The sequence below is a fragment of the Sphingosinicellaceae bacterium genome (assembly GCA_019285715.1).
Lineage (GTDB): Bacteria > Pseudomonadota > Alphaproteobacteria > Sphingomonadales > Sphingomonadaceae > Glacieibacterium.
Genome location: CP079108.1, coordinates 4,288,212 through 4,314,219 on the forward strand (window position 1 = coordinate 4,288,212; position 26,008 = coordinate 4,314,219).

At 68.5% G+C, this 26,008-nt stretch carries 36 protein-coding genes; 28 read left to right on the forward strand and 8 right to left on the reverse strand.

Features of this window, described 5'->3' with window-relative positions; genetic code table 11:
- The first annotated feature begins 43 nt into the window (after positions 1-43).
- The 9 genes from KX816_19895 (at position 44) to KX816_19935 (ending at position 5,033) form a co-directional block, all read left to right on the forward strand.
- A complete protein-coding gene (locus tag KX816_19895; protein QXQ06383.1) occupies positions 44-367 on the forward strand; it encodes a heavy metal-binding domain-containing protein in 324 nt (107 codons plus the stop codon).
- 2 nt (positions 368-369) lie between these two features.
- A complete protein-coding gene (locus KX816_19900) occupies positions 370-684 on the forward strand; it encodes a hypothetical protein (GenBank protein QXQ06384.1) in 315 nt (104 codons plus the stop codon).
- A gap of 52 nt (positions 685-736) precedes the next feature.
- Positions 737-1,417 carry a DUF1223 domain-containing protein gene (locus KX816_19905; GenBank protein QXQ06385.1) on the forward strand — a complete coding sequence of 227 codons (681 nt, stop codon included), beginning with the start codon at positions 737-739 and terminating at the stop codon, positions 1,415-1,417.
- 55 nt (positions 1,418-1,472) lie between these two features.
- Positions 1,473-1,733: a hypothetical protein gene (locus tag KX816_19910; GenBank protein QXQ06386.1), complete on the forward strand. Its 261-nt coding sequence runs from the start codon at positions 1,473-1,475 to the stop codon at positions 1,731-1,733.
- Positions 1,734-1,832: 99 nt separating this feature from the next.
- Positions 1,833-2,696, forward strand: coding sequence for a cytochrome b/b6 domain-containing protein (locus KX816_19915; protein ID QXQ08705.1), 864 nt, complete (start codon positions 1,833-1,835; stop codon positions 2,694-2,696).
- A complete protein-coding gene (locus KX816_19920) occupies positions 2,693-3,475 on the forward strand; it encodes a molybdopterin-dependent oxidoreductase (protein ID QXQ06387.1) in 783 nt (260 codons plus the stop codon). Before KX816_19915 ends, KX816_19920 begins: the two co-directional genes overlap by 4 nt.
- A gap of 70 nt (positions 3,476-3,545) precedes the next feature.
- Positions 3,546-4,097, forward strand: coding sequence for a sigma-70 family RNA polymerase sigma factor (locus KX816_19925; protein ID QXQ06388.1), 552 nt, complete (start codon positions 3,546-3,548; stop codon positions 4,095-4,097).
- On the forward strand, positions 4,097-4,738 hold the full coding sequence (locus tag KX816_19930) for a DUF1109 family protein (protein QXQ06389.1): 642 nt from the start codon (positions 4,097-4,099) through the stop codon (positions 4,736-4,738). Before KX816_19925 ends, KX816_19930 begins: the two co-directional genes overlap by 1 nt.
- Positions 4,656-5,033 (forward strand): DUF3072 domain-containing protein, encoded by a 378-nt coding sequence (locus KX816_19935; protein QXQ06390.1) that lies wholly within the window; start codon positions 4,656-4,658, stop codon positions 5,031-5,033. The genes KX816_19930 and KX816_19935 overlap by 83 nt, the downstream gene beginning before the upstream one ends.
- A gap of 71 nt (positions 5,034-5,104) precedes the next feature.
- Here the strand turns inward: KX816_19935 and KX816_19940 are convergent, their stop codons facing one another.
- Genes KX816_19940 through KX816_19950 form a run of 3 tightly spaced genes read right to left on the reverse strand, consistent with a single transcriptional unit; the run spans position 5,105 to position 6,937 of the window.
- On the reverse strand, positions 5,105-5,854 hold the full coding sequence (locus KX816_19940) for a M48 family metallopeptidase (GenBank protein QXQ06391.1): 750 nt from the start codon (positions 5,852-5,854) through the stop codon (positions 5,105-5,107).
- Between the two features lie 8 nt (positions 5,855-5,862).
- The gene (locus KX816_19945; GenBank protein ID QXQ06392.1) at positions 5,863-6,318 is read right to left on the reverse strand and encodes a YcgN family cysteine cluster protein; all 456 of its coding nucleotides are present in this window, start codon (positions 6,316-6,318) and stop codon (positions 5,863-5,865) included.
- A complete protein-coding gene (locus KX816_19950) occupies positions 6,308-6,937 on the reverse strand; it encodes an SCO family protein (protein QXQ06393.1) in 630 nt (209 codons plus the stop codon). The genes KX816_19945 and KX816_19950 overlap by 11 nt, the downstream gene beginning before the upstream one ends.
- An 88-nt stretch (positions 6,938-7,025) precedes the next feature.
- Here KX816_19950 and KX816_19955 point away from each other — a divergent pair, with 88 nt between their 5' ends.
- From KX816_19955 to KX816_19980, 6 genes are all read left to right on the forward strand, one after another.
- Complete coding sequence (locus KX816_19955) at positions 7,026-7,604, forward strand: ankyrin repeat domain-containing protein (GenBank protein ID QXQ08706.1); 579 nt, start codon at positions 7,026-7,028, stop codon at positions 7,602-7,604.
- Positions 7,601-8,539, forward strand: coding sequence for a hypothetical protein (locus KX816_19960; protein QXQ06394.1), 939 nt, complete (start codon positions 7,601-7,603; stop codon positions 8,537-8,539). Before KX816_19955 ends, KX816_19960 begins: the two co-directional genes overlap by 4 nt.
- 61 nt (positions 8,540-8,600) lie before the next feature.
- Positions 8,601-9,884 carry an ActS/PrrB/RegB family redox-sensitive histidine kinase gene (locus KX816_19965; protein ID QXQ06395.1) on the forward strand — a complete coding sequence of 428 codons (1,284 nt, stop codon included), beginning with the start codon at positions 8,601-8,603 and terminating at the stop codon, positions 9,882-9,884.
- A gap of 12 nt (positions 9,885-9,896) precedes the next feature.
- Positions 9,897-10,430 (forward strand): ActR/PrrA/RegA family redox response regulator transcription factor, encoded by a 534-nt coding sequence (locus tag KX816_19970; GenBank protein ID QXQ06396.1) that lies wholly within the window; start codon positions 9,897-9,899, stop codon positions 10,428-10,430.
- Between the two features lie 9 nt (positions 10,431-10,439).
- Positions 10,440-11,726: an amidase gene (locus KX816_19975; GenBank protein QXQ06397.1), complete on the forward strand. Its 1,287-nt coding sequence runs from the start codon at positions 10,440-10,442 to the stop codon at positions 11,724-11,726.
- A complete protein-coding gene (locus KX816_19980; GenBank protein QXQ06398.1) occupies positions 11,723-12,484 on the forward strand; it encodes an enoyl-CoA hydratase/isomerase family protein in 762 nt (253 codons plus the stop codon). Before KX816_19975 ends, KX816_19980 begins: the two co-directional genes overlap by 4 nt.
- 44 nt (positions 12,485-12,528) lie before the next feature.
- Here the strand turns inward: KX816_19980 and mscL are convergent, their stop codons facing one another.
- On the reverse strand, positions 12,529-12,954 hold the full coding sequence (gene mscL / locus KX816_19985) for a large conductance mechanosensitive channel protein MscL (protein QXQ06399.1): 426 nt from the start codon (positions 12,952-12,954) through the stop codon (positions 12,529-12,531).
- A gap of 166 nt (positions 12,955-13,120) precedes the next feature.
- On the opposite strand from mscL, the gene KX816_19990 reads away from it, so the two are divergent.
- The 4 genes from KX816_19990 (at position 13,121) to KX816_20005 (ending at position 16,284) form a co-directional block, all read left to right on the forward strand.
- Entirely contained in the window at positions 13,121-13,726 is a 606-nt protein-coding gene (locus KX816_19990; protein ID QXQ06400.1) for a LemA family protein, read from the forward strand.
- A gap of 1 nt (position 13,727) precedes the next feature.
- Positions 13,728-14,567: a TPM domain-containing protein gene (locus KX816_19995; protein QXQ06401.1), complete on the forward strand. Its 840-nt coding sequence runs from the start codon at positions 13,728-13,730 to the stop codon at positions 14,565-14,567.
- The gene (locus tag KX816_20000) at positions 14,567-15,247 is read left to right on the forward strand and encodes a hypothetical protein (GenBank protein ID QXQ06402.1); all 681 of its coding nucleotides are present in this window, start codon (positions 14,567-14,569) and stop codon (positions 15,245-15,247) included. Before KX816_19995 ends, KX816_20000 begins: the two co-directional genes overlap by 1 nt.
- Positions 15,248-15,360: 113 nt before the next feature.
- Positions 15,361-16,284: an iron-containing redox enzyme family protein gene (locus tag KX816_20005; protein QXQ06403.1), complete on the forward strand. Its 924-nt coding sequence runs from the start codon at positions 15,361-15,363 to the stop codon at positions 16,282-16,284.
- A 27-nt stretch (positions 16,285-16,311) separates the two neighbouring features.
- Here the strand turns inward: KX816_20005 and KX816_20010 are convergent, their stop codons facing one another.
- The 4 genes from KX816_20010 to hemE form a co-directional block, all read right to left on the reverse strand.
- Entirely contained in the window at positions 16,312-16,899 is a 588-nt protein-coding gene (locus tag KX816_20010) for a porin family protein (protein QXQ06404.1), read from the reverse strand.
- 67 nt (positions 16,900-16,966) lie between these two features.
- Positions 16,967-18,223 carry a transcription termination factor Rho gene (rho, locus tag KX816_20015; GenBank protein QXQ06405.1) on the reverse strand — a complete coding sequence of 419 codons (1,257 nt, stop codon included), beginning with the start codon at positions 18,221-18,223 and terminating at the stop codon, positions 16,967-16,969.
- Between the two features lie 185 nt (positions 18,224-18,408).
- Positions 18,409-18,852, reverse strand: coding sequence for a CopD family protein (locus KX816_20020; protein QXQ06406.1), 444 nt, complete (start codon positions 18,850-18,852; stop codon positions 18,409-18,411).
- On the reverse strand, positions 18,852-20,342 hold the full coding sequence (gene hemE / locus KX816_20025) for a uroporphyrinogen decarboxylase (protein ID QXQ06407.1): 1,491 nt from the start codon (positions 20,340-20,342) through the stop codon (positions 18,852-18,854). Before hemE ends, KX816_20020 begins: the two co-directional genes overlap by 1 nt.
- Here hemE and KX816_20030 point away from each other — a divergent pair.
- From KX816_20030 to KX816_20070, 9 genes are all read left to right on the forward strand, one after another.
- The gene (locus tag KX816_20030; GenBank protein ID QXQ06408.1) at positions 20,235-21,068 is read left to right on the forward strand and encodes a kinase/pyrophosphorylase; all 834 of its coding nucleotides are present in this window, start codon (positions 20,235-20,237) and stop codon (positions 21,066-21,068) included. The genes hemE and KX816_20030 overlap by 108 nt on opposite strands.
- Before the next feature lie 5 nt (positions 21,069-21,073).
- The gene (locus KX816_20035; GenBank protein ID QXQ08707.1) at positions 21,074-21,667 is read left to right on the forward strand and encodes a Maf family protein; all 594 of its coding nucleotides are present in this window, start codon (positions 21,074-21,076) and stop codon (positions 21,665-21,667) included.
- The gene (locus KX816_20040; protein ID QXQ06409.1) at positions 21,664-22,476 is read left to right on the forward strand and encodes a shikimate dehydrogenase; all 813 of its coding nucleotides are present in this window, start codon (positions 21,664-21,666) and stop codon (positions 22,474-22,476) included. The genes KX816_20035 and KX816_20040 overlap by 4 nt, the downstream gene beginning before the upstream one ends.
- Positions 22,473-23,084: a dephospho-CoA kinase gene (coaE, locus tag KX816_20045; GenBank protein QXQ06410.1), complete on the forward strand. Its 612-nt coding sequence runs from the start codon at positions 22,473-22,475 to the stop codon at positions 23,082-23,084. Before KX816_20040 ends, coaE begins: the two co-directional genes overlap by 4 nt.
- The gene (dnaQ, locus tag KX816_20050; GenBank protein ID QXQ06411.1) at positions 23,077-23,742 is read left to right on the forward strand and encodes a DNA polymerase III subunit epsilon; all 666 of its coding nucleotides are present in this window, start codon (positions 23,077-23,079) and stop codon (positions 23,740-23,742) included. Before coaE ends, dnaQ begins: the two co-directional genes overlap by 8 nt.
- 53 nt (positions 23,743-23,795) lie before the next feature.
- Positions 23,796-24,371 carry a ribosome-associated translation inhibitor RaiA gene (raiA, locus tag KX816_20055; protein ID QXQ06412.1) on the forward strand — a complete coding sequence of 192 codons (576 nt, stop codon included), beginning with the start codon at positions 23,796-23,798 and terminating at the stop codon, positions 24,369-24,371.
- Positions 24,372-24,382: 11 nt separating this feature from the next.
- On the forward strand, positions 24,383-24,838 hold the full coding sequence (locus KX816_20060) for a PaaI family thioesterase (protein QXQ06413.1): 456 nt from the start codon (positions 24,383-24,385) through the stop codon (positions 24,836-24,838).
- Positions 24,839-24,858: 20 nt separating this feature from the next.
- Complete coding sequence (locus KX816_20065) at positions 24,859-25,161, forward strand: DUF1491 family protein (protein QXQ06414.1); 303 nt, start codon at positions 24,859-24,861, stop codon at positions 25,159-25,161.
- A gap of 219 nt (positions 25,162-25,380) precedes the next feature.
- On the forward strand, positions 25,381-25,974 hold the full coding sequence (locus tag KX816_20070) for a cell wall hydrolase (GenBank protein QXQ06415.1): 594 nt from the start codon (positions 25,381-25,383) through the stop codon (positions 25,972-25,974).
- Positions 25,975-26,008 lie beyond the last annotated feature (34 nt).

Genomic DNA, 26,008 nt, shown 5'->3' on the forward strand with positions numbered 1-26,008 from the left:
TCGGTTCCGAGGTTTCGCCGGAATGACAAGGAAGGGAACCGGAATGCTCGTCGCGACTACCGAAAACGTCGCGGGGAACCGGACCCTGATCACGCTGGGGCAGTGCTTCGGGGTCGTCGTGCGCAGCCGCGGTATCGGCGGCAACATCCTCGCAAGCCTGCGGACGATCCTGGGCGGCGAGATCAAGGAGTACATCTCCCTGCTCGAGGAGGCGCGCAAGCATGCCACCGACCGCATGGTCGCCAACGCGACCGCGATGGGCGCCAACGCCATCGTGATGATGCGTTTCGACTCGAACGAGATCGGCCAGTCGATGAGCGAGATCGTCGCTTACGGAACCGCCGTGGTCGTCGAGCCGGCGGGCTGAGGATGCTGCGCACGACGATCATCGCGGTCGTCGCGCTGTCGCTGTCGACGACGATTGCCTGCGTCGCGTTGGCAGGGGCCGGCGTCACCGGCATGCCGGTGGGGTTCGCGATCTGGGGCGCGCTGCAGTTCGCCATCATCTTTGCCGGCTTCCTGTTCGAGCGCGCCCGCTACAAATCGTTCGAGACCGATCAGCCCGGCCCCGGCTGGGAAGCGACGCCCGAGCACTTCATCGACCCGGCGACCGGTGCCCATGTCAGGGTCTGGTTCAACGCGAAAACCGGTGAGCGGCGCTACGTTACCGGTGCGCCTGTGTAACCAACCTCGGCAGCGATGCGAAAGCGGTTCCAGAGACCCTGGAGACGCCCCGATGTTCCGCCCCGCCCTGCTCGCCGCCACGCTGATTGCCGCACCTGCGCTGGCGCAAACGCCGCCGCCGTTGACCGTCGTCGAGCTGTTCCAGAGCCAGGGGTGCTCTTCGTGCCCCCCCGCCAACGCCGCAGTCAATGCGCTGATCGCCAGCCGCCCCGACGTCCTCGCGCTCAGCTTCGCGGTCACCTACTGGGACCAGCTCGGCTGGAAGGACCGCTTCGCCACCCCGGCCTACACCCAGCGCCAATGGGCCTATGCCAAGGGCCTGCGCCACGACAACGTCTGGACGCCCCAGGTCGTCGTCAACGGCCGCGCCGACACCACCGGTACTCGCGACGGACAGATCGCTGCCTTGATCGCCGCAACCGCCAAGGTCGCCGGGCCGGCACTGACGGTCACACCCGGCAGCCTGAGCGTCGCCGCCAGCAGGGCCGCCGCGCCCGCCGACGTCTGGCTGGTCCGCTACGATCCGCGCACCGTCGAGGTCGCGGTCAAGGCCGGCGAGAACGAGGGCCGCACGCTGCCCCACCGCAACATCGTCCACCAGCTGACCCGCCTCGGGGCATGGTCGGGCGCGGCACAGAGCTACACCGTCGCGCCCGCGCCCGCCGGGCTGTCGACCGCCTTCCTGGTCCAGGCCCCGAACGGCGGCCCGATCCTCGCCGCTGTCCGCGGTTGATTCTCACGACCCTCGCCGTCGGGGAAGTGACGGCAAACCCAAAGGGAGAACGACGATGACCTACGGCACTAAACTTGTCCTGATCGCCGCGATGATCGGCCTGACCGCGCCGGCCTTCGCCGCCAAGCCGGCGAAGAAGGACGCCATGGCCCACGACGCGATGGCTTCCGACGCGATGGCACCGGACAAGATGGCGAGCGACCACATGTCCAGCGATGCGATGGCCAAGCCGATGACCAAGGCCGAGCAGGCCAAGCACGACAAGATGATGAAGGCCGACAAGATGAAGGCCGACAAGATGGCAGCACCCAAGTAAGCTGCTGCCGGGCGGCGTGGTGCATCAGCGCCGCGTCGCTGGCGACAGCCGGATCTGTCCAGCCCGCAAGTCCAGGGGGAAACGATGGCGACGATACCGATGGCGGACGATACGGTGGCACCGCCGCCCGCCCGGCCCTACCTGTGGAAGCGCCATTCGGGCGTCGTTCGGGTCACCCATTGGCTGAACGTGATCGCGATCACCTTCCTGCTCGGGTCGGGCCTCAACATCTTCAACGCCCACCCGGCGCTGTACTGGGGCAATTACGGTGCCGACAACGACGACAGCCGACGCTGGCTCGAGATCGGTGCATCGCCGGACGCGCAGGGCCATGCGCAGGGGGTGACCCGCGTCGGCCCGGTCCATGTCACCACCACCGGCGTCCTCGGTCTCGCGGCCGGCGCGAACGGGGCACCGCTGGCGCAGGGCTTCCCGCGCTGGGCGACCTTCCCGAGCAACCGCGACCTGGCGACGGCACGCAACTGGCACTTCCTGTTTGCCTGGGTGCTGATCCTCAACGGGCTGTTCTACCTGGTCTACGGTTTCGCCACCGGGCATCTCGGGCGCGATCTGGTGCCCCGGCTGCGCGAGCTCAGGCCCGCTAACCTCTGGCACGACATCGCGCTCCACGCGCGGCTCAAGTTCCCGCGCGGCGAGGATGCCAAGCGCTATCACATCCTCCAGAAGCTCGCGTACGGCGGCACCGTGTTCGTGCTGCTGCCGCTGATGGTCGCGACCGGGCTCGGCATGTCGCCCGGCATCGGCGCGAGCTGGTCGTGGCTGGTCGAGCTGCTCGGCGGCCGCCAGTCGGCGCGCTCGATCCACTTCATCACCGCCAGCCTGGTCGTCGGCTTCATCGTCGTCCACGTCCTGATGGTGGTGCTGGCCGGCCCGATCAACGAGATCCGCTCGATGATCACCGGCAAGTTCCGCATCGACCCAACGAAGGAGCCAGTCTCGTGAGCCTGCTGACACGGCGCGGCCTGCTGACCACCGGAGCGCTCGGCGGCGGGCTGCTGCTCGCGGGCTGCGACAAGCTCACGCAATCCGATGGCATCATGAAGTCGGTGCAGTCGGCGGAGAACCTGACCTACCGCTGGCAGCGCCTCATCGGCCGCGACGCGCTGGCGCAGGAGTTTACCAAGGCCGACATCAGCCCGGTGTTCAAGCCCAACGGCACCACCGACCCGCAGGACGACGATTACCAGCGCCATGCCGCGCAAGGCTTCGTCAACTGGAAGCTCAAGATCGACGGCCTGGTCGAGCGACCGTCCGAACTCAGCCTGTCCGACCTGCACCGGCTGGCGCAGCGCGACCAGATCACCCGCCACGACTGTGTCGAGGGCTGGAGCGCGATCGGTGAATGGGCGGGGCCGCAGCTCGGCACCATCCTCAAGACGGTCGGGCTCAAGCCGAACGCGCGCTACGTCGTATTCCACTGCGCCGACAATTACGGCGGCGAGATCTCCAAGGGCGGCGCGCAGTCGAGCGGGCTGTATTACGAGAGCATCGACCTGGTCGACGCCTTCCACCCGCAGACCATCCTGGCACTCAGCATGAACGGCGCACCGCTCGACGTCGCGCACGGCGCGCCGTGCCGAATGCGGATCGAGCGCCAGCTCGGCTACAAGCAGGCGAAGTACGTGATGCGCTGCGAGGTCGTCGACAGCTTCGCAAAAATGGAGCTCGGGCAGGGCGGCTATTGGGAGGACCGCGGCTACGAATGGTATGCGGGAATCTGAAGCCGGCGCAGGGTACGCACCGCCAGCGCGTTTGCGTGACATCCCTTCGCCCGCTAACCACCTAAGTCGAATGACGACGTCACCCGATGTCTGGGCGCGCCTGATGATCGCGGCGCAGGCCGGCGACAAGGCCGCGTATCGCCTGCTGCTAGACGAGTTGCAGGTCTGGCTGGGGCGCTACTACCGTCGCCGGCTACCCCCCGATTCGGTCGACGACGCTGTGCAGGACGCGCTCGTCGCAGTCCACACCAAGCGCCACACCTGGGACCCATCAAGGCCGTTCGCGCCGTGGCTGGCCGGAATTGCCCGCTACAAATGGATCGACAGGCTGCGTAACCTTGCCGCCACCCGGACCGAAGAGCTGCCTGAGACCCTCAGTGTCGGCGATCACGGCGGCGGGGTGTTGAGCGCGACGGTGCTGAACGGCCTGCTGGCGACGCTGAAGCCGGCGCAGGCGGAGGTCATCCGGCTGGTCAAGCTCGATGGCCTGTCGATCGAGGAGGCGGCGGCCCGTACCGGACAGAGCCCGGCGCTGGTCAAGGTAAACATTCACCGCGGCCTCGGGCGCTTGTCCCGCACCGTCGAAGGCTACGCGAACGACGATGGAGAGCCGAGTAACTGATGCCGACTGAGCGCCTTATCGACGGGCTCGTCGCCGGGCTGACCCCGGTGCGGCGGCGCGCGCCCTGGCGCGACGTGGCGCTGCTCGCGCTCGTCGCCGCCGCCGAACTCGTGCTGGTCACGACCTCGATGCCGATGCGCCACGACATGGGTCCGGCGATGCACCGCATGATGTTCTGGTGGAAGCTGGGCGGCTCGCTGTGCATCACCGTCGCCAGCGTCGCCGCGCTGGTCGTGCTGCTGACCCCTGATGCGCGGCCCAACGCGGGTCGGCGGCGGATTCTGGGAGCAGCGGCGGCTGTACTGGCGGGCGGCGTAGCTCTGGTCGCGGCCGGCGCGATGCCGATGGGTGCGAGCCCGATGGCCGAGTGGCGCGAGGGTTTCGCCTGCATGGCCTGCATCGTGCTGTTCGGTATCCCGCTGCTTGCGGCGATGGTCTTCGTCGCGCGTCGCGCCGCACCTGCGCGTCCGCGTGCTGCCGCAACCGCCGCCGGGTTGGCCGCCGCAGGCTGGGGCGCGGTCGTGTTCGCGTGGTCGTGCCCCCACGACGACCCCGGCTATGTCGCGGTGTGGTTCGGGCTGGCGCTGGCCGGCGGGGCGCTGGCGGGCCGGCTGCTGCTGCCGCGGTTGTTACGCTGGTAAGCGAACAGACACGGAACACGGTCGCGTGGCGGGCGTTAGATCCATACACTTTTCCGTGGAGTATGCGACCGTGTCGACTGAAACCGAAAACCCCAAGACCCACCCGACCTCGAACGCCGAGAAGGACCCGTCCGACTGGACCACCGGCGACCAGCCGATGACCGGGGCACAGGCGTCGTACCTGAAGACGTTGAGCGAGGAAGCCCACGAGGAGTTCGACCCCGAGCTGTCGAAGGCAGACGCGTCGATCCGCATCGACGAGCTGCAGGACAAGACCGGGCGGGGTAAGGACTGAGGCCGCACGTCCCTGTCTCGTCATCTCGGCGTTCGCCGGATGACGAAGGAAGAGTGTGATCTCGGTGCTGGCTAACCCGCCCGCCCCACCCAGTGCAGCCCCGCCCCATGCGCACGCAGCCACGCGCGCTCCGGGGCCGGGTTGCCGCCGTTGAGTTCCGCCGCCAGTGCCCAAAAGTCGCGGCCGTGGTTGGGGTGGACGAGGTGCGCGACCTCATGCGCGACGACACTGTGGTAGACGTCGGGCGGTGCGAGGATCAGCCGCCAGCTGTAGGTGATGCGACCGCTGCCGCAGCTGCCCCAACGCGCCACCGGGTCGCCGATCCGGACTCCTCCCAACGGGCGGTCTACCCGGGCTGCGAGGGCACGGGTCGCGGGTTCGAGTTCAGCCAGAGCCTGTGCGCGCAGCCAGCGGGTGACGCGGCCGGGCAGGGTCGCGGGATCGCCGCCCACGATCAGCCTGTCATCGACGCGGACCAGACCCCGCGAGCGCGCTGCATCCCACTCGAGGCGTAGCTGGTCGCCCCTGAACGGGATCGTCGCGCCGGGCACGAACGGCAGCGCCACCGGCCAGCGCGCAACCTGCGTGGCGATCCAGCCGCCGTGCGCGCCGACCAGCGCCGCTGCCTCCGACAGCTTCGTGCGCGTCGGCAGGGTCACGCGCAGGCACCCGCGCACGGCATCGGCACGGAGCGTCAGGCGGCGGGATCGGGGGCTGCGGCTGAGCTCAATCGGCACGATGCGACCGCCAACGTTAAGCGAGGGCAGCGCGACCGGCTCGCTGCGCCGTACGGTCGAAGTTGCCCGTAGGAACCGCAGCATCGCGGGCCTCAGAGCGGCGCGTCGATGACGTGGTTCTCGAGATCGCCGGCGTCGTCCTCGCTGATCGTCCAGCCGCGCACCGAGATTCCGGCAGCGTGGACGGCCTCGCGGTCGCCGCTGACCAGGTGGTGCCAGTCGGGCAGGCCCTGGCCGCGATAGACGCGGAGGTAGGCGCAGCTCGACGGCAGCCAGTCGAGCGTCTCGAGCTTCTGCGGGGTCAGCCGCACGCACTCGGGGACGTGCGCGCGGCGGTTGCGGTAATCGGAGCACTGGCCGGTCCGCCGGTCGAGCAAGCGGCACGCGACGTTGGTCGGCAGCAGTTCGCCGGTTTCCTCGTCCTCGAGCTTGTGGACGCAGCACTTGCCACAGCCGTCGCACAGATTCTCCCACTGCTCGCGGTTCATCGCACGCAGCGGCACCGTCTCCCAGTACGGCTTGGCGGCAGGGTGGCGATCAGCGGACATAGCGCGCCAGTTCGTCGGCGACCTGCGCCGGGGTCGTGCCGTGCGGCAGGAAGTCGATCGGCGCGCCGTCGGGGCCCATCAGGTAGGTCATCGCGGCGTGGTCCATCAGATAGTCCTTGGCACCGGCGGGTCCGGCCTTGGCACCGGGCGGCCCGGCGCGGCGCGCATAGACCTTGTACGCCTTCTTGGCGGCATCGATAGCCGCGACGCTGCCGGTCAGCGCGACCAGGCGCGGATGGAAGTTGGCGGCGAAGGCGGTCAGTGCCGCCGGGTCGTCGCGTTCGGGGTCGACGGTGATGAAGACTGGTACGACTTTGGCGCCTAGTCGGGGTTTTGCCTTTTCGAAGGCGGCGAGGCCCTGGGAGAGGTTCTGGACGTCGAGCGGGCAGACGTCTGGGCAGTAGGTGTAGCCGAAATAGACGAGCGAATACAGGCCCTTGAGGTTCTTTTCGGTGAACTGTCGGCCGTGCTGGTCGACCAGCGCGAAGGGACCGCCGATGCTGCTGCCGGCGAGCGGTGCGGTCGGTACGGTGCCACGGAGTCCGGGCCACAGGAAGACCGCGGCGACGACCGCAGCGACGGCGGAGATCGCCAGCCAGAGGGTGCGGCGGCTGTTCATCAGGGGTTGCTCGACCTAGACTAGGTGGCAGATCATCTAGGGTGGAGTGTGCATTATGTCGACCTGGGCCAGACGCCTGACGGCCCCGCTGGCGGTGGTCGCCGTGATCGCGGTCGCCACAACCCCGGCCGCAGCGCAATTCTCGGACGGCTACAAGTTCATCAAGGCGGTCAAGGACAAGGACGGCGCGGCAGCCGAAAAGATCCTCAACCAGCCCGGTACGACGCTGGTCAACGTTCGTGACGGCGCGAGCGGCGACATGGCGATTCACATCGTCATCAAGCGCCGCGACATCAGCTGGCTCGGCTATCTGCTCCAGCGCGACGCCAACCCGAATGTCCGCGACGGCGAGGGCGCGACCCCATTGCTGCTCGCGGCGACCTCGAACTTCGACGAGGCGGTGAAGGTGCTGACCGACCTCAAGGTCCAGGTCGACCTGCCCAACCGCCTTGGCGAGACGCCGCTGCTGAAGGCGGTGCAGCTCCGCAACGCCAGCATCGCGCGCATGCTGCTTGATGCCGGCGCCAACCCCGACGCGACCGACAACAGCGGCAACAGCCCGCGCAGCGTCGCGCTCGCCGATGCGCGCGGCGGGCCGATCGCGCGGATGCTCAAGGACGCGCCGGCGCGCAAGGCGGCTCCGACCCAGGGCCCGGTCCTTCGATGAGCTACGCTTCGACGGTGGACTGGCCCGAGCACCCGCCGTTCGCGCGCTGGGCCCCGACGGCGCGGACGCTGCAATTGTGGACCCAGGTCGTCGGCAAGGTCCGGCTGCACCTGAGCCCGTGGCTCAACCACGGCTGGCAGGTGCCGCTGTACGTGACGGCGCGCGGCCTCGGCACGACCGCAATCCACGACCGCGGCGCGATCTTCGAGATCGACCTCGACTTCGTCGACCATCGGCTGGTGCTGCGCCGCTCGGACGGCCCCGACTCCGGCTTCGCACTCGCGCCGATGAGCGTCGCGACCTTCTACCGCCGGCTGATGGCCCTGCTCGCCGACGCCGGGCACCCGGTCACCATCGACATCATGCCCAACGAGATGCCGGACCCGGTCGCCTTTCCGGACGACGAGGGCCATCACGACTACGACGCCGCCGCCGTCCACGCGTGGTGGCGCGCACTGGTCCAGGCCGACCGGGTGTTCCGCCACTTCCGCACCGGCTTCCTGGGCAAGGCGAGCCCGGTGCACTTCTTCTGGGGCAGCTTCGACCTCGCCGTTACGCGCTTCTCGGGCGCGCGCGCCCCGCTCCACCCCGGCGGCGTGCCGTTCCTGCCCGATGCCGTGACGCGCGAAGCGTACAGCCACGAAGTCTCCAGCGCCGGCTTCTGGCCCGGCGACGATGCCCACGAGGCGAGCTTCTATTCCTACGCCTATCCCGCGGTGCCGGGGTTCGCCGACGCTGCGGTCGGTCCGGCGGGTGCGGTCTGGGAGGCGGCGCTCGGCGAGTGGCTGCTGCCGTACGCGGCGGTCCGCGCCGCACCCGACCCCGATGCGACACTGCTCGAGTTCCTGGAGGCGACGTACCGCGCTGCGTCCGGCCACTGGCCGGAGGGGCTGAACTGCGGGCTGGGCGTGCCGGGGGTGCCGCGGGTGGTTTGATGGGGCGGCCCGCGCGATACGCCGCATCGCCACCGCAACGGCACGCGCCTATACCGCCCCCATGAAGCCGTCGCCCTCGCTGGTCGCCGCCGCGCTCGAACGGCCGGGCGTCCGCGTCTGGACTTTGGTGACACTGCGCTGGATCGCCATCGGCGGGCAGTTCGCGACGCTGATCTTCGTCGGGCTGTACCTGCGTTTCCCACTGCACTGGCCGTCACTGATCGCTGCGGTTGCCGCGGCTGCGGTGCTTAACGTCGGGCTGGCGACGCTGTACCCGCGCAATGCCCGGCTGCAGGGCAATGCGGTGCTGCTCCACCTCGCCTTCGACCTCATCCAGGCGGGCGTGCTGCTGTACCTGACGGGCGGCATCAACAACCCGTTCACGGTGCTGCTGGTGGTGCCGGTGACGATTTCGGCGACGCTGTTGCCGGCGCGGGCGATGGCGGCGCTGGTGCTGATCGCGGGCGCGATCCTGTTCATGCTGTGGCACTGGGCGATGCCGCTGCCGTGGGTCGGTGATGCACCGCGGCTGCCGCCCCTCTACGGCTTCGGCGCGACCATCGCGGTGATCATCGCGATGGTCTTTCTCGGCAGCTATGTCTGGCTGGTCTCGGCGGAAGCGCGCGGCCGCGCTCGCGCACTGGTCGCGACCGAGGCCGCGCTCGACCGCGAGACCCGCATGGCGGCGCTCGGCGCACTGGCGGCGGCGGCGGCGCACGAACTCGGCGGGCCGCTCGGTACGATCACGCTGATCGCCCGCGACCTGCGCCAGGCACTCGGCGACGACCCGGTCTACGGCAAGGATGTCCGCCTGCTCGACGACGAAGCGACGCGCAGCCGCGGCATCCTCGTCGACATCGCCCGCCGCGCCGAGGCCGAGGAGCCGTTGCCCCGCCTGTCGCTCGACGCCCTGCTCCACGAGGTCGTCGCCAGCCAGGGGCCGGCGCGGGTCCCGATCACTGTTCGCGCCGGCCCCGACCTGCCGGTGGTCCGGCGTACCCCGGAACTGCTCCACGGCCTCGCGAACCTCGTCGACAACGCCGTGCGCCACGCCGGGTCCGCGGTCGAGCTCAGCGCGCAGGCGGACGGCACCTCGGTCATGGTCGGGGTCGGCGACGACGGTCCGGGCTTTCCGGAAGGCCTGCTGCCCCACCTCGGCGAGCCCGACCTGGGCCCGTCGCGCTCGACCTCGGGCGGAACCGGGCTCGGAATCTTCATTGCAACGACGCTGATCGAGCGCACCGGCGGCCGGTTGCGCTTCAGCAACAGCGCGCGCGGCGGTGCCCAGGTCGATGCGCGCTGGTCACGAGCCCATATCGAGAGCGCAGGCGTTTCCGCTAGCTGAGAGGAACTTTTCATGGCCACCGTCGCCACCAACTTGCTAATCGTCGACGACGACGCGCCGTTCCGGCAGCGCCTCGCGCTGACCCTGGAGCGTCGCGGCTACACCGTCCGCGCCGCCGCCAGCCTCGCCGAAGCCCGCACCGCGATGACCGAGGGGGTGCCGACCCACGCGATCGTCGACCTGCGGCTCGGCGATGGCAACGGGCTCGACCTTGTCGATGAACTGCGCGGGCTCGCGGCAGCGATGCGGATCGTCGTCCTGACCGGCTACGGCAACCTGGCGACGGCGGTGGCGGCGGTGAAGGCCGGCGCGGTCGACTATCTCGCCAAGCCCGCCGACCCCGAGGATATCGTCCGCGCGCTGGAGGCCGAGCCCGGCACGCGGCCCGCAGCGCTAGCCGAGCCGATGTCGGCCGACCGCGTCCGCTGGGAGCACATCCAGCGCGTTTATGAACTGTGCGAGCGCAACGTCAGCGAGACCGCGCGCCGCCTGAAGATGCACCGTCGCACCCTGCAGCGCATTTTGGCGAAACGCAGTCCGCGCTAAAGCGGACGGATGGAGCTTCACCGACTCGGCATTGCCGGCCTGACGCGAGCCTATGCGGCGGGGGAGACGACACCGTCGGAAGCGATCGCGGCGGCGCTCGCGGGGATCGACCGGCTCAACCCCAGGCTCAACGCCTTTGCCGACCTGGACCGTGCCGGGGCCGCCCGGGCAGCGGCTGAAAGCGACCAGCGCTTCCGGGATGGCAGCGCACGACCGCTCGAGGGCGTGCCCGTCGGGATCAAGTCTAACATCGCTGTCGCCGGACTGCCCTGGACCGCGGGCATGGAGTTGCGGCGCGACGTAGTCGCTGGCCACGACGCGCCTATGGTCGCCGGCCTGCGCGCGGCGGGGGCGATCATCCTCGGCACCTGCGGCATGCACGAGGCGGCGCTCGGCGCGACCAGCGACAACCCGTGGTTCGGCCGCATCGGCAACCCGCACCGGGGCGGCGTCTCGCCGGGCGGCTCGTCGGGCGGCAGCGGCGCGGCGGTCGCGGCGGGGCTTTGCGTCGTGGCGCTGGGCAGCGACACGCTCGGCTCGATCCGCATCCCGGCCGCCTACAATGGCATCTACGGCCTCAAGCCGACGTGGGGCGCGGTCGACGCGACCGACGTCTTCCCGCTGGCGCCCGGGCTCGACACGGTCGGGCCACTGGCGCGCTCGATCGACGATCTGGCGGCGCTGTGGCGGGTGATCGGCGGCGGCGATCCGACCTTCGCCTTCCGGCAGCTGTTGCTCCTCGACGCTATAGGCGAGGTCGATGTGGCGGTCCGCGCCGGCTATGAAGCGGCGCTGGCGGCGATCGACCTGCCTTGCTCGACCCTGCGCTTCCCCGATCCGTTGCCCGCGATCCGCTTGTCCGGCTTTGCCGCCATGGGCCATGCGCTGATCGCCGAGCTGGGCGACGCGCGCCACGCGCGCAGCGCCGCGCTGTCGCCTGATCTCGCCGCGACGCTGGCCTTCTGCGACGGCGTTGCTCCCGATCCCGACCTGCTGGCACGCACCCGCACGGCGCTGGTCGATGCCCTCGGGACCGACGGCGTGCTGCTGATGCCGACCGTGCCGCAGGTCGCTTTCGAGCATGGCCGCGCGCCGATGACGATGGCCGACTTCACCGGTTTCGCGAACATCGCCGGGCTGCCGGCGCTGTCGATCCCGGCCGGACGCGACGGCGGCGGCTTGCCGGTCGCGGTCCAGATCGTCGGCCCGGCGGGGAGCGAGGCGGCGCTGTTCGACCTCGGCCGCGACCTCGACGCGGCGCTGGCCGGCTATGCGCCGCCACCGGCCCGCTGGTGAGCCTGTCGCTTGCACTCGACGGAGCGGTCGCGCGGCTGGTCATCGACCGGCCAGCCAAGCGCAACGCCTTCAACAACGCAATGTGGGCCGCGGTGCCGGGCCTCGTCGCGCGGGCGATGGACGACCCGGCGGTTCGGGTGCTGATCGTCGCCGCCGCGGTCCCCGGCGTGTTCTGCGCCGGTGCCGACATCGAGGAGTTCGGCCGCGGCCTCGACGACCCGGCAGCAGGACCCGGCAACCAGGGCCTCGTCCGCGCCGCGCAGCTCAGCCTCGCCCGTGCCCCCAAGCCGGTGCTCGCGCTGGTCGAGGGCGACTGCGTCGGCGGCGGTTGCGGCCTCGCCATCGCCTGCGACCTCCGCGTCGCCAGCCCCGCCGCGCGCTTCGGCATCACACCGGCGCGGCTCGGCATCGTCTACTCGCTGCACGACACCAAATTGCTCGTCGACCTCGTCGGCCCGGGGCAGGCCAAGCGCATCCTGTTCACCGCCGGGCTGATCGATGCCGCCGAGGCGCTGCGCATCGGACTGGTCGAGATCGTCGCCGCCGATGCCCGTGCCGAGGTCGAGGCGCTCGCCGCGACGATCGTCGCCAACTCGCCGCACAGCATCGCCGGGGCCAAGCAGGTCATCCGCCGCATCCAGGACGGGCAGGCCGACGACGATGCCGCGACGCTGGCGATGTTCGCCGACGCGTTCACCGGCCCGGACTTTGCGGAAGGCGTCGCCGCCTTCCGAGCCAAGCGCCGGCCGGTGTTCTGAGGCCCGCAGTCCGGCGGGCCCGGGATGACGCGCCTACCGGACGCCTACGGCCGCCGCTTGAGCTCGTCGCGAATCTCGGTGAGCAGGGCCTCGCTCGGTGTCGGCGGAGCGACCACCGGCTGGCGGTTGGTGGCGCGATTCACCGCCCGGACGATCATGAAGACGACGAAGGCGATGATCAGGAAGTTGATCGCCGCAGTGATGAACTCGCCGTAGCCGAACAGCGCCGCGCCCGCCTTCTTGAGCGCGGCGTAATCGGTCAGCGAGCCGGTGTATTTGTCGGGCACCTGGCCGAGCAGGACGAAGTGGCTGGAGAAATCGACACCGCCGGTGATCCAGCCGATGACCGGCATGATCAGGTCGTCGGTCAGCGACGTGACGATCTTGCCGAACGCCGCGCCGATGATCACCGCGACCGCCAGATCGAGGACGTTGCCTCGCGCAATGAACGCCTTGAACTCCGAAATCATCTACCTCTCCCAAGCTACGCCCGCGCTAATCAGCCCGAACGTGGCGCGCCACGCAATCACCTCGCCGCAACAAACCGGAAATATTATGAGGAGACCCTGTTGCGTTGGCGTAATACACCTATCTAGCGCTTGGCCGAGTTGACGGCCGTTCTTGGAGACACGACGCATGACCGCCCGCACCTCGTTTGCCCGCGCCGTCCGCATCGCGCTGCCCCTCGCCCTGATCGCACCGCTTGCGGCCTGCGGCGTCAACACCATCCCCGCCAAGGAAGAAACCGCCAAGGCACGCTGGGCCGACGTCGAGAGCGCCTACCAGCGCCGCGCCGACCTGATCCCCAACCTCGTCGCCACCGTGAAGGGCTATGCCAAGCAGGAGAAGGATGTCCTCGTCGAGGTCACCAACGCCCGCGCCCGCGCCACCTCGATCACCGTCGACCCGACCAAGCTCAGCGATCCCGCCGCCGTCGCCAATTTTGACCAGGCGCAGACCGCGCTGTCGGGCTCGCTCGGCCGCCTGCTGGTCAGCGTCGAGAAGTACCCGGACCTCAAGTCGAACGAGCAGTTCCTCAACCTCCAGTCGCAGATCGAGGGCACCGAGAACCGCATCAACGTCACCCGCAAGGACTATAACGAGGCGGTGCGCGACTATAACACCGAGATCCGCACCTTCCCGAGCGTCATCGGCGCCAAGGTGATCTACGGCGCCAAGCCGCTGCAGCCGTTCAAGGCGACCAGCCCGGGTGCCGCAAACGCGCCGACGGTGGCTTTCTGAGATGAACCCGGTGGCGGGAGCAGCTTCGCTCCCCCGTTCCAGTGCTTTCGGGGTTGCAGCAGCGTGGCTTCTCGCCGCGCTGCTGCTGCTCGCCGCAACCATCGCCCACGCCGCGCCGACTTACCCACCGCTGACCGGCCGCGTCACCGATGCCGCGAACGTCCTACCGCCCGCGACCGTCGCGGAGCTGACCGCCAAGCTCGAGGCGCTCGAGACCGCGACCGGGCGCCAGCTGGTGGTCGCGACGGTGCCGAGCCTCGAGGACTATCCGATCGAGGACTATGCCAACGGGCTGTTCCGCGCCTGGAAGCTGGGTGAGGCCAAGACCAACAACGGCGTGCTGCTGCTGGTTGCGCCGACCGACCGGAAGGTCCGCGTCGAGGTCGGCTACGGCCTCGAGGATCGGCTGACGGACGCACTGTCGGCGACGATCATCCGCGACCGCATCATCCCGAGCTTCAAGGCCGGCGACCTGCCTGGAGGCGTCGTCGCGGGCACCGACGCGCTGATCGCCCAGCTCCAGCTGCCCGCCGACCAGGCCCGCGCCAACGTCGTCGCCGCTGCCCAGCAGCCGCGCGCGACGCGGCACGGCGGCCCCGGCCTGGGTGGGTTCGTCTGGCTCGGCATCATCCTGCTGTGGCTGTTCTTCTCGGTGTTCCGCGGCAGTCGCGGGCGCTCGTCGGGCATCGGCAACGCCATCCTGTGGGGTGTCGCCAGCGGCATGTTCAGCGGGCGCGGCGGTGGCGGCGGCGGTTGGGGAGACGGCGGCGGTGGCGGTGGCGGCGGCTTCTCCGGCGGCGGCGGCTCATCGGGCGGCGGCGGCGCGTCGGGCGGCTGGTAGTGGCCTTTTCCGACGCCGACCGCGCCAGCATCGCCAACGCCATCGCGGCGGCCGAACTCCGTACCACCGGCGAGATCGTCTGTATCGTCAACGAGCGCCCGCACCGCTATCCAGCGACCGGGCTGACTGTCGCCGCGCTGGTCGCGTTTGCCCTGCCGTTCGCTGCGGTGATGTGGCTTGGTGCCGATTTCGCCGCGCTGATGCCGTGGCGGAGCTGGACCGGCAGCGACTTCTCCGCCGATATCCGCGGTGCCATCGAAGCCTATGCGCTGGTGCAGGTCGTCATCTTCGCCATCGTTGCGGCGGTTGCGATCTGGACCGGGCTCGGGGCCGCGTTGACGCCGCGCACCATGAAGCGCGACCGCGTCCACGCCGAGGCGCTGAGCCAGTTCCGGGCGCGCGGCATGGGCAACACCCGCGCTCGCACCGGAGTCCTGATCTACGTCTCGATGACCGACCGCATCGCCGAGGTCGTCGCCGACCAGGGCATCTACGCACTCGTCGACCCGACCCACTGGGCGCAGGCGGTCCACGCCCTCGTCACCGGCATCAAGGCGGGTGAGCCGGCACGGGGCTTCGTCGACGCCATCGCGCTGTCGGGCGCCGTCCTCGCCGAGCATTTTCCGCCAAATCTCGACGACAATCCCAACGAATTACCCGACCGCCTGATCGAACTCTGACTCTCCGTACGGTTTCGGGCGTCATGCCGCAGGAAGGAACCCGGCCGCGATTCGTCGGGTTTATCCCGACATGAACAGCGGCTTTAAAGCCGCGTGGGCAGAGAGACGATCACATGATTACCCCGATTATCGCATCGCGTGCAGACGCGCGCGGCGAGGACGACCAACGCGGCGACAGCTTCCAGCAGCGGCTGACGCGCTTCAATCGCGACCGATTGGCGGTCGGAGTCCCGTCGCCTGACTGGGAGTCGGCGCTGACCCAGGAAACTGCGATGCGTCGGCTCGAGGGCCGCTGGATCGAGGCCGAACGCGCGCATGTCGCGGACTGCGTTGCAGCCGTCCCGACCGATGCCGAGGGCTTCATCGCTTGGTACGAGAGGTTGCTCAACGACGGTCCGGGGCAAGGCGATCCGCTTTTCCCGTGGCTCGCCGAGCACGCCTCGCTCGAGGAATTGCGCTGGTTCCTGCAGCAGGAAGTTGCCGGTGAAGCAGGCTTCGACGACCTCGTGGCGCTGACTCAGGTCAAGCTGCCGGAGAGCGCGAAGATGGAGCTGGCCCGCAACTACTGGGACGAGATGGGCCGCGGCAACATGGCCGGCATGCACGGCCCGATGCTGGGTGCGCTGGCCGAGCGCCTCGACCTTCAGCCGACCATCGAGAACACGTGTCCGGAGAGCCTCGCGCTGGCCAACACGATGGTCGCGTTCGCCACCTCGCGGCGTTATGCGTGGCATTCGGTCGGCGCGCTTGGAATCATCGAGCTGACCGCCCCGGCGCGGTCGGCGGCGGTCGCGGCTGGGCTGCGGCGGCTGGGTTATGGCGACAAGGACCGCCGTTATTTCGACCTCCACGCGGTGCTCGACGTCAAGCACTCGATCGAGTGGAACAAGGAAGCGCTGGTCCCCATCGTATCCGAGTTTCCCGAGGCCGCGCGGTATCTCGCCGAGGGCGCGCTGATGCGGCTCGAGTGCGGGGCGCGGTGCTTTGCGCGGTATCGCGAGGTGCTGTGGGGCGAGGGAGAGCGGGCGGCGGCTTGAAGCAAACTCCGGGTGGCTTCGGCTAACCTAGAACCGTAGTCCGATTCCACCGAGTATCTGGTGGCGGCTCAAGTGAGCTTCGTAATTCGAATATTGATACTCGGCCTTGACGTAAGCTCGGCGCCTTACCGGATATTCAACGCCCGCACCGACCCGCGCACCAGTGTTATTATGAGCCGAAGAGAAGCTTTGTGGCGGTCCTGAGATTGTTGCCGTGCTGGCGAAACGAGCATTCGCATAGCCGGCCTTGATATAGGCCAGCGCACCACCGACGTGTTTACCGAGACGAACCAGCGCGCTCAGGTCGCGGCGTGCCTTCACGCAAACCCGAGACGTTGCATCGGACACACACTCGTCAATGCTGCTTAGGTCGCCGTTGATCTCGGCACCGACGATTACGCCGGAATGACCCAGCGCCAGATCGTAACCGGCACCGATGCCGTAGGATCCGCCTGAGAAGTGGTTTGAGCCAAACCCATATGCGCGAAATTGGGCAGACGGCCTGTCATACCCGCCGTGGACCTCGATACGCGGGCCGGTAAATTCTGATGCCATGACGGTGGTCGACGATCCGACCGCCGCAAGCGCCAGCACTCCGGAGCGGAGCGAGTTCATCTGCATTTTGATTGCCCCCGATTACTAACAGCGTCGGACTTGTCCGAACTGCGGCGTACCGCGCTCGCTAGTGATTCATCGCGTCGAAGAAGTCCTCGTTGGTCTTCGAGTCCTTCATCTTGTCGAGCAGGAACTCCATCGCGTCGATGGTGCCCATCTGCATCAGGATGCGGCGCAGGACCCACATCTTGGACAGGGTCTGCTTGTCGACCAGCAGCTCCTCCTTGCGAGTGCCGGACTTGCCGATGTCGATGGCCGGGAAGACGCGCTTGTCGGCGATCTTGCGGTCGAGGATGATTTCGGAGTTACCGGTGCCCTTGAACTCCTCGAAGATGACCTCGTCCATGCGGCTGCCGGTGTCGATCAGCGCGGTCGAGATGATCGTCAGCGAGCCGCCTTCCTCGATGTTGCGGGCCGCACCGAAAAAGCGCTTCGGGCGCTGCAGCGCGTTGGCGTCGACACCGCCGGTCAGCACCTTGCCCGACGACGGCACGACGGTGTTGTAGGCGCGGCCGAGGCGCGTGATGTTGTCGAGCAGGATGACGACGTCGCGCTTGTGCTCGACGAGGCGCTTGGCCTTCTCGATGACCATCTCGGCGACCTGGACGTGGCGCGTCGCGGGCTCGTCGAAGGTCGAGCTGATGACCTCGCCGTTGACCGTGCGCTGCATGTCGGTGACTTCCTCGGGCCGCTCGTCGATGAGCAGCACGATCAGGTAGATCTCCGGGTGGTTGGTCGAGATCGCCCGGGCGATGTTCTGCATCATGATCGTCTTGCCGACCCGCGGCGGCGCGACGATCAGGCAGCGCTGGCCCTTGCCGAGCGGCGCGATGATGTCGATGACCCGCGCCGACTTGTCCTTGACGGTCGGATCGAGCGTGTCGAAGCGCAGTTTCTCATCCGGATACAGCGGCGTCAGATTGTCGAAGTTGACGCGATGGCGGACGACATCGGGATCGTCGAAGTTGATCGCGGTCAGCTTGGTCAGCGCGAAATAGCGCTCGCCGTCCTTGGGCGCGCGGATCTCACCCTCGAGCGTGTCGCCGGTGCGGACGCCGAACTTGCGGACCTGCTGGGGCGAGACGTAGATGTCGTCGGGGCCCGCGAGGTAGTTCGACTCGGCGGAGCGCAGGAAGCCGAAGCCGTCGGGCATGACCTCGACGGTGCCGGTGCCCATGATCATCTTGCCGTTGTCGGCCTCGGTCTTGAGAATGGCGAACTGGATGTCCTGCTTGCGCAGTGTCGAAGCGTTCTCGACCCCGAGTTCCTCGGCCATGGCAACGAGTTCGGCGGGGGTTTTGCGCTTCAGGTCGTGAAGATGCATGCGTGTCTCTGAGACTGGAGTCCGGGCGCTGTCGCAGTAAGGTCTGGCGATGGCGGACTGGTGAGCGGCCCGCCAGGATGACGGTGCTGACCCCGACGTAAGCGGCACGACCGCCAGCGTCAAGGCGGGATCGTCAAGGTGGAGGGTCGGAACGAATCTTCAGGACGGCGATGACGGCGCCTGGTTCAGAATGGCTTGACCACCACCAGCACGACGATGACGATCGTCGCCAGCGCCGGGACTTCGTTGAGCAGTCGCATCGTGCGCTCGGAATAGGGCCTGAGCCCGCGTGCGAATTTCTTGGCGGTGCCGCTCAACCAGCCGTGGTAGCCCGACAGCAGGACCACGATCGCGATCTTGGCGTGGAGCCAGCCCGCGCCCGCGAAGCCGTAGCTGGTCGCGACCATCAGCCCGAGGATCCAGACCAGCACGATGCCGGGGTTGAGGATGATCCGCTTGATGCGGGCATTGCGCTCGTTCCACAAAGCGTCCTCGGGCGAACCCGGCACCGTCGCCATCTGGTAGACCAGGAAGCGCGGCAGCATGAACAGCCCGGCGATCCAGAAGATCACCGCGATGACATGGAGCGCCTTGACCCAGGGATAAGCGTCACCGAGCCAGCCGATCATCACCCGCCCCTAACCAGCGCAATGAACTCCTCGACGTGCGCGATCGGCGTGTCCTGGAGGATGCCGTGGCCGAGGTTCATGATGTGCGGCCGGCCTTCGAAGGCGGCACGGACCCGCGCGACGCTTTCGCGCAAGGGCTCGCCGCCGGCGATCAGGGCGAGCGGGTCGACGTTGCCCTGCACCGGCATCCCCGGCGGCAGCATCGCGTCCGCCCAGCCCGGGTCGATGGTCTCGTCGAGCCCGACCGCGTCGATGCCGGTTTCGGCCGCGTACGCCGCGAGCTTGGCGCCCGCACCCTTGGGGAAGCCGATGATCGGCACGTCGCCGTGGCGGACCATCAGGCGCCCGACGATGTCGGCGGTCGGCGCGATCACCCAGCGCTCGAATTCGGCCGGCGCGAGACTGCCCGACCAACTGTCGAACAGCTGCACTGCCTGCGCCCCCGCCGCGATCTGGCCCGAAAGATAATCGACGGTGGTGTGGACGATGCGGTCGATGAGCGCCTGGAACGCGACCGGGTCGCGGTAGGCCAGGCGGCGCGCCTCGGCGTGGTCCTTGGAGCCCTGGCCCGCCACCATGTAGGTCGCGACCGTCCACGGTGACCCTGCAAAGCCCAGCATGGCGACTTCGGGGTCGAGGGCGGCCCGCACCCGCCGCACGGTCTCGTAGACCGGCAGGAAGCGCTCAGGGGCGGCATCGAGGGCATCGAAGGCACCATCGAGCAAGGGTGGCGTCAGACGCGGCCCCTCGCCGACCCCGAAGCTCAGGTCCTGCCCAAGCGCGTGGGGGACGATCAATATGTCCGAGAACAGGATCGCGCCGTCGAGGCCGAAGCGGCGGATCGGCTGGAGCGTAACCTCGGCAGCGGACTCGCTGTCATAGACGAGTTCGAGGAAGCCGCCCTTCTCCTGCCGCAGCGCGCGGTATTCGGGCAGGTAGCGCCCGGCTTGTCGCATCAGCCAAAGCGGCGGGATGTCGAGGATATCGCCGCCGAGCACGGCAAGAATCGGCGAGGCGGGCGGCGGCGTGGTGATCACCGGTTGTCCTGTGCAAGCCGCCGTCGACCGGCGCCACCGCTCAATGCCCGCCACACCACAACCTTGCAAAGAGTCTTTAGAAGAATGGCAGTGGTAGTAGTTCGGGGGATGCCGGGGATAAGTCCCGTCGACCGATTCAGTCCACACCGCAGCGGGTCGCCGACTCGCCTGAATCCGGCGAGTCGTTAAAGTTGTCCCCGTTGTCCACAGGGCTGCCTGTGGATTCTTCCTGGATGTGGGCTGGCAAGACGGGAGTCGGCGGAAACCGGGAAAAACCCGGGCTTGCCGGTTTTCGGCCGCATCACTAACCCTCGCTCCGATGCTTATCCACAGACTTGCCCGACGGTGACCCGGCTGCACCTCCACCTCGTCTCCGATTCGACCGGGGAGACGCTGGAATCGGTAGCAAAAGCTGGTCTGGCGCGCTTCGAGGGCGTCGAGGCGATCAAGCATTTCTGGCCGATGGTGCGCAGCGAAGGCCATCTCGACCGGGTCATGGAGGAGATCGCCAAGCGCCCCGGGCTGGTCCTCTACACATTGGTCACGGGCCCGGTTCGCACCCGGCTCGAGCATCGCTGCATCACCATGGGCCTGCCGATGGTGTCGGCGCTCGACCCGACCATCGATGCGCTGTCGGACCTGCTCGGCCAGTCGGCGACGACCCGGCCCGGTCGCCAGCACATCATGGACGCGGCCTATTTTCGCCGGGTCGACGCGATCAACTTCACCATGGTCCACGACGACGGCCAGCAGAGCGAAAACTGGGAGGAAGCCGATATCGTGCTCGCGGGCGTGTCGCGAACTTCCAAGACGCCGACCGCGATCTATCTCGCCAATCGTGGCTACAAGACTGCCAACATGCCGGTCGTGCCGCAATCGCCGCCGCCGGCGTCGCTGTTCACGCTGCAACGCCCGCTCGTCGTCGGGCTGACGACGTCGCCGGAGCGCCTCGTCGCGATCCGCCGCAACCGCCTGCTGACGATGGGCAGCGCCACCGACACCGACTACGTCGAGCTCGACCGGGTCGCCGCCGAGGTCGCCTACGCCCGGCGTTTGTTCGCCGATCACGACGTGCCGGTGATCGACGTGACGCGGCGCTCGATCGAGGAAAGCGCTGCGGCGATCATCAATCTCGTGCAGGCGCGTGACGCGGCGCGCGGCGTCGAGGTTCCCGAATGACGGGCATGATCGTGCTCGCGTCGACGAGCAGCAGCCGCCAGGCGATGCTGCGCGGTGCCGGCGTCAAGTTCGAGGCGGTCGCGCCCAACGTCGACGAGAGCGAGATCAAGGTCTCGATGGTCGCCGCCGGTGCGGGTGCGCGCGAAGTCGCCGACACGCTCGCCGAGATGAAGGCGCTCAAGCTGTCGCGCCGCGTGCCTGGTGCGCTGGTGCTCGGCAGCGACCAGATCCTCGAAACTCACGACGGCGCGCTGCTCGACAAGCCCGAGGGCCGGGCCGGGGCCGAGGCCCACCTGCGCCGCCTGATGGGCCGCGACCACCGGCTCGTCTGCGGCGCGGTCATCGCCATGGACGGCGCGGTGGTGTGGCGCGTCGTCGACACCGCGCGGCTGTCGATGCGGCCGCTGAGCGACGCCTTCATCGCGGCGTACCTCGACCAGGAGGGCGACGCGGTGCTCGGCTCGGTCGGGGCGTACCGGATCGAAGGGCTGGGGGCGCAATTGTTCAGCCGGATCGACGGGGATCATTTCACGGTGATGGGGCTGCCGCTGCTGCCGGTGCTGGATTTTCTAAGGGTGCGGGGGGTGCTGGCGTCGTGACCCGCCCCTATGCCGAGGTCATCGGCGACCCGATCGCGCACTCGAAATCCCCGCTGATCCACAAATTCTGGCTCGCGAAGCTCGGCATCGATGCGGATTATGTCGCCACTCGGGTCGACCCCGCCGACCTCGCCGCGCACATCGCGCGCCGCACCGCCGACCCCGACTGGCGCGGCAGCAACGTCACCATCCCGCACAAGATCGCGGTCATCGACCACGTCGGCGACCCCGGGGGCGTTCGCGCCAGCATCGGCGCGATGAACACCGTGTTCCGGCAGGATGGCGCGGTCGTCGGGACCAACACCGATGCTGCCGGCTTCTACGCGCCGCTCGCCGGGTTCGACCTCGAAGGTGCGCCGGTCGTCGTTGTGGGCGCCGGCGGTGCCGCCCGCGCGGTGCTGTTCGCGCTGTTGAAGTCTGGGGTCGGCCCCGTCACCATGCTGGCGCGGTCGCCCTTGAAGGCAATGGGACTGCTCGCGCAGTTCGGGCTCGAGGGCGACGTCAAGCCTATGACCGCTCGGCTGCCGGCGGCCGCGTTGCTGGTCAACGCCAGTTCGCTCGGCATGGCCGGTCAGCCGCCGCTCGACCTCGACCTGTCGCCGCTGCTCGAGGGCGCGGTGGTCTACGACGTCGTCTATGCGCCGCTCGAGACCCCGCTCCTCGCCGCCGCCCGTGCCCGCGACCTGGACACCATCGACGGTCTCGAGATGCTGGTCGGGCAGGCGGCGGTCGCGTTCGAATTGTTCTTCGGGGCGGCACCGCCGCGCGAGCACGACGCCGAACTACGCGCTCTGCTGGTCGCCAAATGAGCCTGATCGTCGGCCTGACCGGCTCCATTGGCATGGGCAAGTCGACCGTGGCGGACATGTTCGAGCGCCTCGGCGTGCCGGTCTTCGACGCCGATGCGACGGTCCACGTCCTGCAGGCCCCCGGCGGCGCGGCGCTGCCCGCCATCGAGGCCGAATTCCCCGGCACAACCTCCCAAGCCGGCCTCGACCGGGGCAAGCTCGGCGCTCTCGTGTTCGGCGATCCCGTAGCGCTCAAACGGCTTGAAGCGATCATCCACCCGATGGTCGGCGCGGCGCAGAAGCGCTTCCTGCTCAGGCATCGTCGCGAGCCGGTGGTGGTCCTCGACCAGCCGTTGCTGTTCGAGATGGGCGGTGCCGATAAGGTCGACGTCGTCGTCGTGGTATCGGCTCCGCCTGAGGTCCAAGCCTCCCGCGTCCTCGCCCGGCCCGGCATGACGCCCGCGAAATTCGCCGCGATCCTGAGGCAGCAGATGCCCGACGCCGAGAAGCGCGCGCTTGCCGACGTCGTCATCCCGACCGGATGCGGCCGGCAGGTAACGCGGCGCGCCGTCAAACGCCTTGTGGCTTGTTTGAAGGCCCCGGTTCCCCGATATGCACGGCATGCGTGAAATCGTCTTCGACACTGAAACCACCGGCATCATGCCCGGCGACGGCCACCGCGTCGTCGAGATCGGCGCTCTCGAGATGGTCGGGCGCGTCCTGACCGGAAAAACCTTCCACACGTACATCGACCCGTGCCGCCCGATGCCCAAGGACAGCCAGGCGATCCACGGGCTCAGCTCGGCGTTCCTGACTGGTCAGCCGGTGTTCGAGGCGGTCGTCGACGAGTTCCTGGCCTTCATCGAAGACTCGCCGCTGGTCGCCCATAACGCGGTCTTCGACTTCGGCTTTATCAACTACGAACTGAAGCGCTGCGGCATGCGGATCATCCCCGACACCCGCGCCGTCTGCACCCTCGAACTGTCGCGCAAGAAGCACCCCGGCGCGAAACACACCCTCGACGCCTTGTGCAACCGCTACGGCGTCGACCTGTCGGCGCGGACCAAGCACGGCGCGCTGATCGACGCTGAGCTGCTGGCGCGGGTCTATGTGGAGCTCACCGGCGGCCGCCAGATCGGCTTCGACCTCGCCGCCGAGCTGGTCGAGGACGCGGCCCCGGTCGAGCGCACCGTCCACGCGGCGCGCGCCTTTGCCGCCTCCGACGCTGAATTGCTGCGCCACGCCGCCTTTATCGCGACGCTGAAGGACCCGGTCTGGTTGTCCTGACCTTGGTTTCGGCGCTAGACTGACGGGCTTCGAAAGTAAGAGGAGCCAGTTTTATGGACATTCGCGTTTCGGGCCACCAGGTCGACGCCGGTGCCGCCTTCCGCGAGCACGTCGAGACCCGGCTCACGGCGATCGTCACCAAGCATTTTCCGCGTGCCCTCAAGTCGACCGTGACGCTCGGCTCCGGTCCGCACGGCGACTTCACCTGCGATATCATCATGCACGTCATGGCCGACCTGATCCTCAAGGGGGCTGGACGCGCCCAGCTCGCGCAGGCCGCCTTCGACGGTGCTGCCGACCGGATCGAGAAGCAGCTGCGCCGCTACATGCGCCGCCTGAAGGACCGCCACGGCCCCGGCAACGCCGTCCAGAACGGAGCCGTCATTCCCGAGATCGACAACGCCGCCTACACCATCTTCGCCGCCGCCGAGGAGGAGCCGGAGGATAACCCGCTGGTCATCGCCGAGACCCGCGTCGACATTCCCGACGCGACCGTCGGCGACGCGGTGATGATGCTCGACCTGCGCAACACCACGGCGCTGCTGTTCCGTAACAGCGGTACGGGCGCGCACAACATGGTCTATCGCCGCGAGGACGGCAGCATCGGCTGGGTCGAGCCGCGCTCCTAGGCGGCCGACCGATGACCGGTGACGATCAGGCTCCGAACGTCGAGCATTTCCGCGCGCTCGAACGGCTGTACGCGGGCGCGCCGATCAACCGCGCCTTCGCCTCCACGCTGACCGTCACCGGTCCGGGCACGACCCGGATCGAGATGAACGCGACACCCGAGCACTTTCACGCCGCCGGCGCGGTCCACGGCACACTGTATTTCAAGGTGCTCGACGACGCGGCTTTCTATGCGGCGAATAGCCTGGTGCCCGAAGTGTTCATGCTGACCACCGCGTTCAACATCCTGATGTCGCGGCCGTTGCGCGAGGGGCCCATCGTTGCCGAGGGGCGCTGGGTGTCCGGAGCGCGGCGGGTGCTGATCGCCGAAAGCTGGCTTACCGATGCCAGCGGCGAGGAGGTCGGGCGCGGCACCGGCACCTTCATGCGCTCGCGAATTCCGCTCGCGTCGTTGGCGGACTACACCTGAGCGAGCCGCGCCTTGCGGCCGTGATTTGGGTCAACGCGCTGGTCCGCCGGGTCAACGCGGCGGGCGATTTCGCGACCGTGCTCCACAGGGGCGATGCAGTGGCGGGCAGCGCTGTCGTCGTTCATCGCCGCGGCAACCACACCCGTGCGCTGCAGCGGCTGATGAATGCCAACGGCGGCTATGAATGGCGCGAGACCGCGAGCGGAGACTCGGTCGACAACTGGCTCGAACGCCAGCGCCGCTACGACCCCGACTTGTGGGTAATTGAACTCGACACCCCGGATCCGGCACGGTTCATCGACGAAACAATAACGACGGGTTGATCGCCCACCACTGTTTCTGCATGCCGGATTAACGAAAACGTCGGACCCGTGGGCGGGGCTGGCGATGATCAACCCAAGCGGTCCTGATCCGGTTCAGCCCAGCGACGTTCGGCACGAATACAAACTACGCCGAGCGAATGCGGACCGGAAGCCAGGCCGTGGGTAGCAGACGAGTGAATGACCCTTAGGTTCCATAATGTTACCCGAATTGCAGGCATCATGCTTGCCGGGTTCGCACTCCTCGCCGCTGGCGAGCTGCCGCAGAGCGTAGTCACCGCGACCGCCACGGCTTCCGAAAACACCCTGACCCCCGCTCTCTACCCGACCCCCGCAGTCGTCGCCGACACTGCCGCCCTCGACCAGTCGGACGAGACGTCTGCCGCCGACGTCGCCATCGCCCCGCCGGCCAGCCTCCGCACCCTCGTCGGCCAGGTCGTCGACCTCCCCGCCGCTCCGCTCGGCGCCGACGCCAAGTGCCTCGCCAAGGCGGTGTTCTTCGAAGCCCGCGGCGAGCCCCTCGAGGGCCAGCTCGCGGTCGCCCAGGTGATCATCAACCGCGTCGCCTCGGGCCATTATGCCGACAGCGTCTGCGGTGTCGTCGACCAGCCCGGCCAGTTCACGTTCGCCCGCCGCACCGTCAACACGACGTCGCCGGATTACCGCGTCGCGCAGGCCATCGCCGTCATCGCCCAGGCCCAGCGCTGGCTCGAGGTCGCACCGCGCGCGATGTCGTTCCACGCCACCCGCGTCAACGTTGCCTGGGGCAACATGCAGCGCGTCAGCCGCATCGGGAACCACGTCTTTTACCGGTAAAGGCGCGACCCTATATCGGGGCACGAAGGAGTGC